Below are 12,987 nucleotides of genomic sequence, written 5' to 3' on the forward strand. Positions count from 1 at the left end.
ACCGGCACCGCAGCAGGGCGCTCGGGGGCTCGGCGGTCGTTGGCCGGGTTGTGGTCGGGGTCGGCGTGCGGTTCGGGGGTGGCGGGGTGGCGGTCGGGGTCGAGGGGGATGGCGAAGACGCCGTTGTCGCCGTTGTGGAGGGGCTGGTTGCTGCTCCTGCCGGTCTGGCCGTCGACGTAGGTGACGGTGCCGTTGTTGTTGAGGGCGGTCCAGGAGTGGGAGCGGCCGTCGGCGTCGACGGTGGTGATGGCGGCCGCGGAGCCGTGGCCGGTCCTGCGGAGGGTCTGTTCCAGGCGCTGGAAGGCGGCGGGGCCGTCACCGAGGTCGGAGAACTGGGCGCCGAGATTCTTCTCCATCCGGTCCCGGCCGTCGCGCTCGCCCAGGTCGGACGGGCGGCCCTCGGCGTCCAGGTCCGGGGTACGGGCGGCCGCCGGGGTGGGGTTGCCGTGGAAGGTGTCGAGGACGGCCAGGGTCGTGTCGACGCAGTTGTTGTTGCGCCCGGGGGTGCCGGGGCCGTCCCCGTTGATGGCGGTGAGCCAGTCCCCCTCCCCGGGATCGGGGTGACGCTGCGGCGTACCGTCCTCGTTGCGCGGGACCGCGTGTTCGATGCGCTCGTGGTCGCGAGCGGTGGGCTCCGCCAGTCCGCCGTCGCCACCCAACGGACGGCCGTCGGTGGCCGGACGGGGCATCCCAACCTGCGGAGCGGGGACGGGGGCGGGGGCGGCGCCATCGCCGTTGTGGGTAGGGGTGCGGGCTTCGTCCGGGGTGGGCCTGCCCCCGGTGCCAGCGGGTGTGTTCGGACCGGTGCCACTGCGCTCGGGACGCGGACGAGCCGGGCCCAGCCGCAGTCCGGCGTCCGGGTCCGATGCGAAGGCGGAACCGCGTACGGGCTTGCCCGCGGCCGAGTCGGCACGGTTGGACAGTGCCTGGTGGGACTCGACGCCGCGTCCACCGGACCGGACCGGACCGGAACCGAACGAGCCGGCGGGCATCATCGGCGGGGCGGTCCCGCCACCGGTGTTGTTCGCTGCCGGGGTCGGGCTGTCGGCTCCCCGGACCGGCACGGTCGACGGCCCGTCGAGGACCCCGGTCGTACCTTCTGATGACGGCCCACCCGTGGGAGCGGGGCCACTCGCCAGACGGATGCCGTCCAGATGCGGCGCACCGCCGTCGGACGTGGCCGGGGCCCCTCCCCTCACCGAGGGCCCGGACGAGACCGGCGTGCCGGAACTCTCGTGCCGGCCCGACGGGATGTCCGAGGTCGGGACAGACTGGTGCTGCACCGGCTCCGAGCGGGGCGTCGGCGCCTCGGCACGCGACGCAGACGTCTCACTCTGGACCGACGGGGTGTCCGAGGTCGCGACAGACTGATGGTGCACCGGCTCCGAGCGGGGCGTCGGCGCCTCGGCACGCGACGCAGACGCCTCGTGCCGGACCGACGGGGTGTCCGAAGTCGCAACAGACTGGTGCTGCACCGGCTCCGAACGCGGCATCGGCGCCTCGACCCGCGCAGCAGACACCTCGCCGTGTGACGCACTGTCACGCCCGTGCTCCGGCGACGGAGCCGCAGTCGAAGTCGGTTCCGGGGAGCGGGAGTTGGTGTTGTCAGCCCAGATCGGGGACGCCGCGACCTCCGGCGTCCGGGCAGCCGGGGCCTCGAAGGGCACGAGGGTGCTGCGGGGAGCGGAAGCCTCGGAGTGACCGGCGGTCGGACCCTGATACGGGCTCGCCTCGACGGAAGGGGTGACGTCGTGGCCGGCGCTCCGGCTGGTGGCGAAGGTGCGCGGGGCGTCGCTCTGGTCCGGGGCGCTGCGCGGTGCGGAGCGGTCGGACGAGTCCCCGGCGGGTGTACGAAGGCGGGTCTCGGGGTCGGCGTCACCACCCGAGAACCGGGGCGGCGTGTCCGCCCCGTTCGAGTCCGGGTCAGGACGGCGGACGCGGGTCTCCGGATCCGCATCACCACCGTGGGTCGGGTGATCGGCACCGTTCGAGGCGGAGTCGGGACGACGGATGCGGGTCTCCGGGTCGGCGTCACCACCGGACCCCGGGGTGGCGGTGCCGTGGGAACCGCTCGGACCCGAGCCGTTGGAACTGCCCGAGCCCGGGGTGTCGGAACCTCCCGCGAAGTCGGAGGCATCCGGAATGTCGGAGGAGTTGAACTTCCCCTTGAGGGCCGAAGCGCCGTGCATGATGGCCGGGCTGCCCGCGCCGCTCAGGGCGGAGCCGCCCAGGCCCGAACCGTCCACCTCACCCGTCAGGGCGAGCTGGGTCACCACGTCCGCACCCACGTCGGTCAGGCCACCCTCGACCATCTGGGCCGGCAGGGCGTCCATCTTCTTGCCGATCAGCTTGCCGCCTGCCGCGCCCAGGCCCTTGCCGATCAGACCACCCGCCGCGCCACCGATCGCACCACCGGCGGCGCTCATCCCGAGCTCCTTGCCGTCCAGTTCCTTGCGGTTGCCCGCCGCCAACTGGATGGACTGCGCCAGCAGGTTGATGGCGACCTCCTGGAAGGCCTCCTTCAACGCGTACTCGATGATCTCCTTCGCCAGCTTCTTCAACACCGTCTGGACGACGGTCCTGCTGACCGTCACCGCCGCCGGGATGGTCGCCAGCGAGGCCCCGGCGGTGAACGGTGCGGAGGCCTCGGCCGTGGCGATCTCGAAGGCCAGGATGCCGAGTTGGGCCACGATCGAGATCTTCGCGGTCTCGGTCGAGTTGGCCATCGCCTCCAGGCTGTCGGCCATCGCGTTGCAGGACTTCACCATGCCAGGGAAGAAACCGGGCTTCTCACCGTCGGCCGGCAGCACCAGCTTGTTCCAGTCCGTCTCCAACGCCTCGGCTGCGGAGCCCTGCTGGCCGTCGAGCGCCCGTCGAACCGCCGAGTCGGCAGCCCGGCCGGCCTCGTCCAGCGTCTCGGCACTGGCCCTCCAGCGGCGGCCCATGTCCCGCATCAGGTCCTCGTCCCCCTCGGGCCAGCGGGAACCGGCGAGCAGGAGCAGGACCCACTGGAGGGGCTCGGGGAGTTCGACAGCCATGCGGGTCAGTGCCTTCCGTTGAGCGTGCCGTTGGCGATGTCCCGCAGCACCAGGTCCGGCTGACCTGTTCCGGGAAGCGGGAGTTCGGGCTTGCCGAGCGTGTCGAGGCCGAACTGCTCGGAGCTGTCGTAGCTGTCGCCCATGCCCTTGAGGCGCTTGCCGATGACCTCCACGATCTCCGGGAGCAGCTTCAGACCGTCGAGGATGTCCTTCTCGTTGCCGAGGTAACCCGGCTCCCCGTCCTCGCCGTCGGCGAAGGTCTTGCCGTCGTCGTCGTTGCCCCAGGGCGCGTTGGCACCCATACCGTGCAGGTAGGCGCTCAAGCCGGTGAACAGCTCCTTCAGTTCGTCGGCCACACCCAGCACCGGTCCGGCAGCAGCCCGGTACTGCTCGGGAATGGCGACGAACCCCGCGCCCGCACCGCCACTCGGCGAACCGGCCGACTGAGCCTGCGCAGCGTCGACCTGCCTGCCCGTACGCTCCGTCAGCTGCATCGCGGGGACGGCCCCGTCCGCCGCGACGGTCCCGACCCGCATCGCCGGGAACGTCCCGTCCGGCGCGGCGGCCACGCTCGACCGCGCCTCCGTGGCCGTCCCGAACGGATCCTGCGCCGCCATCGCGCGCATCTGCCGGGGCATCAGCGGCTCGGCGGACTGCTCCGCTGGGGTCGCCTGGTCCCCGCCACCCTGGAGCGGCACAGCCAGAGACTCCATGACGGCTCGTCGCAGGTGTACCGCCGGCTCATCGGCCGACCGGAGCTGCGGCTCTTCGTCCATGACGTTCCCTCATCGAGTCTGCGCGGTACGGGTACTGAGGCTCATCGTGCCGGGAGCAGGCGGACGGGCGGCCGAGGCCGGAGGTCCTCCCCCACCAGGTCTCAGGAGAACCGGATCCACCTCACGGTCAGGGTGGGCCGCCACCGGTGGCGATCCCCGTCAGCGCCGTACGCAGGAACGGGGCCGGACACGTCGCGCCTGCCCTCCGGCCGGATCGGCTGCGGCTGCACCCCGACCGTCGGGGCCTCGGCCCCGGACCCAGTTCCCGGCCCCCGCTGCCCGCCCAACCAGCCCTGAAAAGCCGGAAGTTCACCGCGCCCCCACCGTGTTCTTGGTGTGTATACAGCGAGGGAGATTACCCCCGCAATATGGCCACCACATGGCCAGCTGAAGGCCACTGGTCGATGAAGACCCCTCGGAGTCGGGCCCGGCCCACCCCGAGGTCCGACGTGGCCGCCGCAACCATCCCGGCCAGGCGTCCTTCGCCCATCGGCCCCGGAGATGACGCCGTGTCAGGGGCTACGCCCGATGACTGACAACCTGTGAGCGACCGACGGTGCCCAGGTTGCGTGGGCCTCCGCGGTGCGGCCGTCGGGGTCGGTGAGGAGGTGGCGTTCTGGGGCGAGTGGCGGGGTGGCCGTGCTGCCGTCGACGGCCGGACCGAGTCGGAGAGCGTCGGTCCGACGTCCCAGGCGGGCCAGGTGGAACTGGAAGACCCTCCCCCGGGGCGGCAGAGCAGGCGAATGGACACCGTGGCCTCGGACCGGCAGGCCGCCGAGATCGTCCTCGCTCCGGATCGGCCGGAGTCGCGACCACACCCCCGCGACTCCGGCAGCCCCCGCCACAGGCTCCAACCCGCCTTCTGCACCTCGGCGTTGCTCAGCACCGGCCGTGGCCACGGCGCAGCAGGTCAGTAGCTGTCGTAGCTGGGCTTGCCGTTCGTCCGCCAGACGCCGATGACGGTGCCGCCCTTCGTCGCCGAGACGCTGACCGGCTCCAGCGCGGTGGGGATGGCTCCGTCGGCGAACAGCCGCTTGCCGGTACCGATGATCACCGGGTGGACGGTCAGCCGGTACTCGTCCACGAGGCCGTGCTGCATGAGGGTCTGGGCGAGGTTGCCGCTGCCGACGACGTTGATGTTGCCGCCGTCGGACACCTTCAGCTTGCGTACGGCATCGACGGTGTCGCCCGCCAGCAACGTGGAGTTCTGCCACTCGACGGACGTCAGGGTCCGGGAGGCCACGTACTTGTGCATGCTGTTCATCCGCTCGGTGAACGGGTTGTCAGGATCGGCGGTCGGCCAGTACGACGCGAAGATCTCGTACGTCTTGCGGCCGAGCAGCATCGCGTCTGAGTGCTCGTACCAGCCGGCGATGGCCGCGCCGACCTCGTCGTCGGCGACCGGTTTCTGCCAGCCGCCGTGCTGGAACCCGCTCCCGGTGTCCTCGTCCGGACCGCCCGGCGCCTGCATCACGCCGTCGAGTGTCAGGAACGTGCAGACGATGACCTTGCGCATGGTGTGCTCCCTTCGTCGATGGGTAGACCGTGCCACCGCCGGAGCCTCGTCGGCCGAACTTCTGCGGCGCCGCACCAGTCTGCGGCCAGGACGGCGAATCCCGGGTTCGGCGCGCGGCCGGCGTGGCAGCCCGGATCGGCGGCGGCCTCACCCCTGGGCAGCTCACCGTGCCGGCCGTCCACCCTGCCCTGCGTCTGGAGTGGTCACCACCTGCCGGACGGACCGGTTCGCCCGGCAGGTGGCCCCGTGATGAACCGTATTCCGGGGGCCAACGGCTCACCGCAGGCGGCGGCCGGTCAGCTCGGACATCCCGGTGCCCTCACCCGCGCACCGCCGTGGTGAGCGCGTCGGCGACCTTGGCGCAGTCCTCGGGGCGGGCCTTGAAGTAGCGCCCGAGGTGGTGGGTGGCGTCGGGGAAGACCAGGTGGTGGAAGTCGGCCCGGGTGGACAGCGCCTGGACGAGGGCCTGGTTCACGGCGTCGGGGATGACGTGGTCGTGCACGGGGACGGCCAGCACGGCACGCCCGGCGAACGCCGCGTAGGCGTCCAGGGCGGCCGAGTCGCGCCAGCCCTGCGGGACACGGATGGCCTCGGTGAAACCGGCGTCAAACCGAAGCGGCCACGCCCCGCGCGGGTAGACGGCCGGGGCCAGCAGTCCGACCGCCTCGACCCGGGCACCGTAGTGGCCGACCAGGTCGGCGACCGTCTGTCCGCTCATGCTGGCGCCGACGAGCACGAGCTGGTCGTCGTCCGGGGCGAGGGAGCTGATCACCGCCCGCGCCTGCTCGAAGCGGTCACCGAGGCTGAGCTCGCGGAGCTGCCCGGAGCTGGCGCCATGGCCGGTGAAGTCGAACGTGATCGCGCGGCAGCCGCGTCCGGCGAGCAGCTGCGCCAGCTGCTGGTGCACACGCTGGTCGCTCGCGCCGGCGCCGTGCATGACGACTGCGGTACGCCCCGTCGGCAGGTCGGTCGGTTCCCATCTGGTGCAGGCGAGTTTCTGATCGCCCCACGCAAGCCGTCGTTCTTTCGACACGGACATGCCAAACCCACCCTCGTTGTGTCCCGTCCGGATTGGCACCGCCGCCAAGAGACCGTCATCGGTCGGGCGTTCTCCTCCGCGCGGGGCGGCTGCGGGGATCGTCCCGGGCGGGCACGACTTCGAAATCGCGCGGAGCGCGACCTGGCGACCCTACGCGCTCCCGGCCCGATCCGGCGCATCCGGACCATTCGGGGGACCGGCCGCGTTGGAGCGAAGGGGGCCGGGCCGGGTGAACTGACGGGACGGCGGGCGGACTTGTCGTCCGTGACATCGGCGCTCTCCGCTCCCGTCCCTACCTCACCCGACCGGGTCCCCGAGGAATCGGACCACGGGCGGCGGAGATCTTCACCGGTCGTTGCGTACCCCCGTGTCCCCTGCGCAGTTGGGCTCTCGGAGCGCTAGCGTGGTTGTCACGAGCAGTCGTGGTTCCGAGCCTCCACTCGCGCGTGATCGCGGTTACGGGCACATCGCCGGCCGGGACCGCGCCCGGTTGGACGGGGCGCTCGCACACCGCGAGCGTTGACGGCTGCGCATGGCGAGGAGAACAGCATGGCTACGGGCATCGTGAAGTGGTTCAACGCCGAGAAGGGCTTCGGTTTCATCGAGCAGGACGGTGGCGGCGCTGACGTCTTCGCGCACTACTCCAACATCGCGGCCCAGGGCTTCCGCGAGCTGCAGGAGGGTCAGAAGGTCGAGTTCGATGTCACCCAGGGCCAGAAGGGCCCGCAGGCGGAGAACATCCGCCCGATCTGAACGGTCCACGCCCCACGACGCCCCGCAAGCGGCCCCGGCTGCTTGCGGGGCGTCGTGTGTCGCCCGGCCGGGCAACCTCCGGAGGCCGGAACTGCGTCATGGACCGAGGACGGCCTACCACTCCCACCGGAGCGGGTGCGTCGCCCTCCCCGACGGCCTCACCAGCGGGGCCGCTGCCCGGTTCCGGCCGGGCGTGATATCGATCGGAGCCCTGCCACCGTGCATCAGCAGCAGTCACAGTTCACCCGCGCCCGTACGGTCCTGGCCGGCTCAGCCGCGCTGGCGCTGTCCGCCGCCCTGACTGCCTGCGGCAGTGCCGGCACTCCGGCTGCCAAGGCCGAGGCCGAAGCCAAGGTCAAGGCGGTCGACAGTACGGCGACGGCCGCCCCGACCGCCCCGGCGAGCAGTGCGCCGCCGAAGGAGAGCAAGGTCGTGCTGCCGACCGGGCCGGCCGCCGACCTGAAGAAGGCCCGTGACACCAAGGCCGGCCCGATCATGATGACCACCCTGGCGGGCCAGAAGTCCGGCGTCTCCGCCAAGGTCTGGGTCTGGCTGCCGCCCCAGTACAACGACCCGAAATACGCCGCCTTCGGCTTCCCCGTACTCACCCTCTACGCGGGCGGCCAGAGCAACGGCTACAACACCTGGACCGACAACCAGCTGCCGATCCAGGAGATCGACGCCCAGCTCGTCCAGGACCAGAAGGCCCACCCCTTCATCATGATCATGCCGGTGCAGAACCTCACCGCCGACGAGCACCGGGCCCTGGACTGCTCCGACATCCCCGGCCAGCCCAGGATGGGCACCTGGCTGTCCCAGGACGTCCCGGACTTCGTCCGCGCCAACTTCCGCACCCTCAAGGGCCCCGACAGCTGGGGCCTGATGGGCGCCTCCAGCGGAGCCGACTGCAGCGCGAAGCTGGCCCTCCAGCACCCCGACGTCTACCGGGCCGCCGTACCGATCGACGGCGGCTTCAAAGCCGACTCCCTCCTCTGGAAGGGCCACCAGGCCGAACAGGACGCCAACAGCCCCGACAAGCTCGTCGCCACCGGCCAGGCCGACGTCAGGATGCTCGCCACCGCCGGCGGCGCCAAATCCTACGAAGTCAACCTCGTCAAAGCGTGGGTCGCCAAGGCCGTCCCCCCGACCACCGTCGAGTACTACGAGCAGCCCGGCGGCCAACACCTCACCTCGGACTTCAACAAGATGATCCCGATGAGCCTCCAGTGGCTCACCAAGAACCTCACCGGCCCGCAGAGCGACAACTGACGACCCGTCCAGCGGGGCCACCTCGGAATCCTGCCCGGCCGGGCAACCTGATCCGGCAGCTTCGTAGTCTGGACGTACGAGGGGGGTGATGCTGATGAGCAGCTACGACGACGAGGCGGAGTTCAGCGGCTTCGTGCAAGGCAGGTGGAACGGGCTGGTCCGGACGGCGTACCTGCTGACCGGGAACCGGCACGACGCGGAGGACCTGGCCCAGAGCACGCTGACCAAGGTGTACGCGTCCTGGCGACGCGTCCGCACCAGCGACAATCCGGACGCGTACCTGCGCCGCATCCTGGTGACGACCAACATCGACCGCTTCCGCAAGCGCCGCCCCGCGGAGTACCCGACGGACGAACTGCCGGAGCCGAGCGGCTGGCACCCACTGGACGCCAACGCGCAGACGGACCAGCGCCAGGTGCTCTTCGCCGCGCTCGCCACCCTGCCCGCGCGGCAACGGGCCGTGGTGGTGCTCCGCTACTGGGAGGACCTCTCCGAAGCACAGGTCGCCGCGGCGCTCGGCTGCTCCACCGGCACGGTCAAGAGCCAGTCCGCCAAGGGGCTGGCCAAACTGCGCGACCGGCTCGGCCCCACCGACCTCAGCACGCCCGCCACGACCGACTTCCGACCGGAGGTGCTCGCATGATTCGGCCCGACGAGAGCCACACCGTCACCGACGAACCAGGGCTGCGCCGCGCCCTCGCCCACGGCACGGCGGACCTCGCCGTCTCCCCGGCGCCGTACGCCGCGATCGTCCGCGACGGCCGCGGGCTGCGTCGGCGCCGGACGGTGGTCCGGACCGCCCTCGCCGTGACCGCGGTCGTCGTCCCCTCCCTCACCCTCGCACTGCTCCCCGGCCGTTCCCCGGCGCCCCCGCCCGGCCCGGCGGCCGGCCCGGCGGCCGGCCCGGTCGTGGCCACGGCGACCCCGCCGGCCGTGTTCACCACCGCGGCCGACGCCGCCGTCCCCAGGGACGTCAAGGTGACGCAGCTCAAAGGACGGCTCTCGGGCGTCGACGCCGAGGTGCTGGTCTGGCTTCCCCCGCAGTACGACGACCCCGCGTACCAGGGCCGCAGCTTCCCGGTCCTTGAGGTGCTCTCCGGCTACCCCGGCTCCAGCAGCGCCTGGTTCAGCCTCCTGGCGGCGTCGGAACAGCTCAAACCGATGATCGCGGACGGCACGGCCCTCCCGTTCATCCTGGTCTCCCCGCGCACGTTCCGCCTCGGCGGCAGCCCGGAAGCCGGCTGCGCGGACCTGCCCGGCCAACCGCAGGCCGAGAGCTGGCTCACGGGCGACGTTCCTCAGCTCGTCCTCGACAACTTCCGAGCCGAACGCGACCCCCGGCAGTGGGCGCTGGCGGGCTACTCGACCGGCGCCCACTGCGCGACCCGGCTGGCCCTCGCCCACCCCGACCGCTACAGCGCGGCGGTGAGTCTCAGCGGCTTCAACAACCCTGCCATGGAGCCGAGTTCACCCGAGGCCAAGGACCCGGCGCTGCGGGAGAAGTACAGCCCGCTGCACATGCTGCGCGCGGCCGCCCAGCCACCGCGGGTCGACATCTACGCGAGCAGTGCCAGGAGCGACACCCTCGCGGACGCCCAGGCCCTCGCCCAGGCGGCGAAGACCCCGACCACCGTCACCGTCACCGAGCTCGGTGGCCCGCGCGCCATCCCGCTCTGGCGCGACGCCCTGCCGGACGTCTTCCGCTGGCTCTCCCGGCGACTGAAGTAGGACCGACCGGCACCTGGTGGCCGGGGGCGGGACGGGCGGCGGCTGACGGAGCACCAACAGAATTCCGTCCCCGGATGCAACCGAACGCCCGCGCGGGACGTGCAGGAGGTGAGCCCGCCTGTGCAGCGGGCCGTCCGCCGTCCTGGGAGCCCTCCTTGAAGAAGCGTCACCTCACCGCCGGCACCGCCCTGGCCTGCGTGGCCCTCACGCTGACCGCCTGCAGTTCCGCCAGGACACCGGTGGCGGCCGATGACTCCAAGGCATCCCCCGTCACTTCCGGCTCCGCCGCCACTCCCTCGGCCGGCGGCGCCCCGACCACCGCGACGCCCGGCTCGACCATCGCACCTGCGGCCGCACCCTGCGGCGGCTCGGAGAAGGAGAGCGACGTCACCGGCGTGCTCACCGACCTGGACACGAGCGCCTCCCCGCGATGGTCCGGGGTCATCAAGCTCACCAACGTCTCCAAGAAGCCGTGCAAGCTGTACGGCCCGGCCGACGTACGCACCGACGGGCCGGGCACCTTCACCAAGCTGGTCACCGGCGTGCTGGGCGACGTGCAGTTCGTCACCGACCCGGCGGCGGCGACCGTGCTTCAGCCGGAGGAGTCGCTCTACCAGGCCGTCAGCTGGCTCTCCTCCCCGCCGACCGCGCCCAACGCCGCCTGCACCACGGGCAACCAGCTGGCCCTGTTCCGGAACGAGGGCGCCATCACCGTCTCCGTCCCGCTCAAGGACGCCCGCTTCTGCCCGGCCAAGGACATCGGCTCCCCGCAGGTCATGATCGGTGCCCAACTGGCCGTCAAGGGCCAGGCCGCGGCCCAGCTCCAGATCTTCAGCACCAAGAAGTGACCCGCCGTCAGCCTTCCCGTCCCACGGCCTCCACCCTGATGAACGGGCACGGAGGGACCGGAACGGGAAGGCTGACGCGGGCCGGGCGAGGAGCTCCGCTCCCGACGGCCGGTCTCAGCCCGGTGCGGGAGGCGCCGCGGAACCGGGTCCGGCTTCGCCGTCCTGTCCGTCGTACGCACCGGGTCCTGCGAGAGCTCCCGGCCCTTCGAGCTGGTGGATCAAGGTCTTCAGGGTCGCGATCTCGTCGTGCAGGGCCTGCTTGCCGGCTTTGGTGAGCTGGATCCAGGTGCGGGCGCGTTTACCCTCGTAGCCCTTGTCGATCGTGACCAGCCCCGCCTTCTCCAGGACACCGAGGTGCTGCGAGAGATTGCCGGCGGTGAGACCGAGCGTGCTGCGCAGGAACGTGAACTCCACCCGCCGGGCCTCCTTGGCCACCGCGAGGATGCCCAGGCGGACCCGCTGGTGCACGACATCGTCGAGACCACTCGTCGGATGCTCGGTCATACGGCCCACCGCCCCTGGCTGCGTTGCTGCAGGGCGAGGCCGATGCCGCCGACCAGCAGCACGCCCCCTTGGAGCAGGAGGTCCCAGCCACCCCACGGGGAGGTGTCGGGGAGGTTGTCGACGTCGACCATGAGGGCCAGGTACCCGCAGGTGACGGCGAGGAGCGCCCAGCTGCGCTCGATCCGGGCGAGCACCAGCAGCGCCAGCCCGACCGTACCGGCCGGACTCACCACGGTGTGGAAGAGGACCGAGAGGAGCGAGGGTTCGTGGAAGTCGGGGTAGTACCCCGAGCCCATGGTCTTCCATACCTCGTTGGCAGTGACCGGCAAGCCGATGGCGACACCCAGCGCCACGTACGGTCCGACCCGGGTCCCCAGGCCGAGCCGCTCGGAACGACGCAGGTAGAAGCCGGTGATCGCGACATAGGCGAGCACCAGCGCCACCGGGAAGTACCAGACCGCGAACCCGACGTTGCCGCCTTGGCCGAAGCGGACCACCGGCGCCGCACCGAACCGCACGGCGGCGAACACGAGAAGGGGGAACCATGCACCGCGCTGCTCACGGCGGACGCGGTGGACCAGGGCCTCCTTCATGGCCAGGAGGTGGCGAGGGTCGCCCGGGGACGGGACAGGTTGGGTTGTCATGCCGACAAGGTTTGCATGACAAACCGATTGTGTCTACAGATCCCTTGGGGATGCCCCGGACCGAAGATCCCGACCGGAACTCCGAGGAGTGAACCCGGGAAGACCGGGCAGGCGAAGGGCACAGGACGCGCCGCAAGGACCGGCCACGGCGCGACGGCGAGAGGAGACCGGACATGGGCACCAGCGACATCCGGGCGTTCCGGGACGGCCCGCTCCACGGCGGCGGACCCATCCTCTGACCAGCCGTCAGTCGTCGGCCGAAAGTCCCTGCGGGGCGTCACTCGGACTCAAAGCGGTACCGGACGCCGCCGGCTCCCGGCGGTGTCCCCGATCACGGAGGTTCTGCATGGTTCCCCTTCTTCTTGTCCTGCTGCTGGCCCTGCTGCTCTTCGGCGCGGGCTTCGCGATCAAAATCCTCTGGTGGGTCGCGGTGATCGTCCTGGTCGTGTGGCTGCTGGGCTTCGTCGCCCGCGGCACCGGCGCCTCGGGCAGCCGCGGTCGCTGGTACCGCTGGTAACGCGCGCAGCACACGTGAAGGGCGGGACCGACACCTTGTCGGTCCCGCCCTCGTGCTCAGGACTTGCCGCACCGGCAGAGCCATGACCTGATCGGCCCAGCAGAGCCTGGTCCGCGATGCCTGTTCCGAGCTGCTCGGCCATCCTGGGTCGATGACGCACGCACGACGGGTTCCCCGTCCTCCCGGGTTGCCACAGTCCGGAGCCGGGGCCCGAGGAGTTCCGATACCCACACCGCCCGCCCGGCAGTCTGCCCACCTCCCCCGGCCGGGCGGAAGCACCTGCTGCATCACCACGACGAGTGAGCACGTCCGCCTGGACGGCACCGTGGTGCGTACCCGCTGGCATCAGGCGCAC

At 71.5% G+C, this 12,987-nt stretch carries 12 protein-coding genes; 6 read left to right on the top strand and 6 right to left on the bottom strand.

Translation table 11 applies throughout. The features are described 5' to 3' along the window. The 4 genes from ACIRPK_RS07130 to ACIRPK_RS07145 form a co-directional block, all read right to left on the bottom strand. Positions 1-3,038, bottom strand: a 3,038-nt coding sequence (locus tag ACIRPK_RS07130; RefSeq protein ID WP_403034185.1) for a toxin glutamine deamidase domain-containing protein, incomplete at its 3' end; no start/stop codon positions are given. Between the two features lie 5 nt (positions 3,039-3,043). Continuing rightward, entirely contained in the window at positions 3,044-3,751 is a 708-nt protein-coding gene (locus ACIRPK_RS07135; RefSeq protein ID WP_403034187.1) for a hypothetical protein, read from the bottom strand. A 973-nt stretch (positions 3,752-4,724) separates the two neighbouring features. Further along, positions 4,725-5,330, bottom strand: coding sequence for a dihydrofolate reductase family protein (locus ACIRPK_RS07140; protein ID WP_403034190.1), 606 nt, complete (start codon positions 5,328-5,330; stop codon positions 4,725-4,727). A 319-nt stretch (positions 5,331-5,649) separates the two neighbouring features. Then, positions 5,650-6,267: an alpha/beta hydrolase gene (locus tag ACIRPK_RS07145; protein WP_403034193.1), complete on the bottom strand. Its 618-nt coding sequence runs from the start codon at positions 6,265-6,267 to the stop codon at positions 5,650-5,652. A 651-nt stretch (positions 6,268-6,918) separates the two neighbouring features. Here ACIRPK_RS07145 and ACIRPK_RS07150 point away from each other — a divergent pair. The 5 genes from ACIRPK_RS07150 to ACIRPK_RS07170 all read left to right on the top strand — a co-directional run bounded on the left by ACIRPK_RS07150 (position 6,919) and on the right by ACIRPK_RS07170 (position 10,967). After that, positions 6,919-7,122, top strand: a complete 204-nt coding sequence (locus ACIRPK_RS07150) for a cold-shock protein (protein ID WP_057233722.1) — start codon at positions 6,919-6,921, stop codon at positions 7,120-7,122. A 219-nt stretch (positions 7,123-7,341) separates the two neighbouring features. Beyond that, positions 7,342-8,391: an alpha/beta hydrolase gene (locus tag ACIRPK_RS07155; protein WP_403034197.1), complete on the top strand. Its 1,050-nt coding sequence runs from the start codon at positions 7,342-7,344 to the stop codon at positions 8,389-8,391. A gap of 94 nt (positions 8,392-8,485) precedes the next feature. Continuing rightward, positions 8,486-9,034: a SigE family RNA polymerase sigma factor gene (locus ACIRPK_RS07160; RefSeq protein ID WP_403034199.1), complete on the top strand. Its 549-nt coding sequence runs from the start codon at positions 8,486-8,488 to the stop codon at positions 9,032-9,034. Further along, entirely contained in the window at positions 9,031-10,119 is a 1,089-nt protein-coding gene (locus ACIRPK_RS07165; RefSeq protein WP_403034202.1) for an alpha/beta hydrolase, read from the top strand. The genes ACIRPK_RS07160 and ACIRPK_RS07165 overlap by 4 nt, the downstream gene beginning before the upstream one ends. Before the next feature lie 155 nt (positions 10,120-10,274). Beyond that, positions 10,275-10,967 carry a DUF4232 domain-containing protein gene (locus ACIRPK_RS07170; RefSeq protein ID WP_403034204.1) on the top strand — a complete coding sequence of 231 codons (693 nt, stop codon included), beginning with the start codon at positions 10,275-10,277 and terminating at the stop codon, positions 10,965-10,967. 114 nt (positions 10,968-11,081) lie between these two features. On the opposite strand, the gene ACIRPK_RS07175 is transcribed toward ACIRPK_RS07170, so the two are convergent. Then, a complete protein-coding gene (locus ACIRPK_RS07175) occupies positions 11,082-11,471 on the bottom strand; it encodes a winged helix-turn-helix domain-containing protein (protein WP_403034207.1) in 390 nt (129 codons plus the stop codon). Beyond that, positions 11,468-12,115: a hypothetical protein gene (locus tag ACIRPK_RS07180; RefSeq protein WP_403034209.1), complete on the bottom strand. Its 648-nt coding sequence runs from the start codon at positions 12,113-12,115 to the stop codon at positions 11,468-11,470. The genes ACIRPK_RS07175 and ACIRPK_RS07180 overlap by 4 nt, the downstream gene beginning before the upstream one ends. Positions 12,116-12,461: 346 nt before the next feature. Between ACIRPK_RS07180 and ACIRPK_RS07185 the strand changes: the two genes are divergently transcribed. Further along, positions 12,462-12,632 carry a hydrophobic protein gene (locus tag ACIRPK_RS07185; RefSeq protein ID WP_403034212.1) on the top strand — a complete coding sequence of 57 codons (171 nt, stop codon included), beginning with the start codon at positions 12,462-12,464 and terminating at the stop codon, positions 12,630-12,632. The last annotated feature ends 355 nt before the right edge of the window (positions 12,633-12,987 follow it).

It is taken from the genome of Kitasatospora sp. NPDC101801 (assembly GCF_044766665.1).
Classification (GTDB): Bacteria; Actinomycetota; Actinomycetes; order Streptomycetales; family Streptomycetaceae; genus Kitasatospora.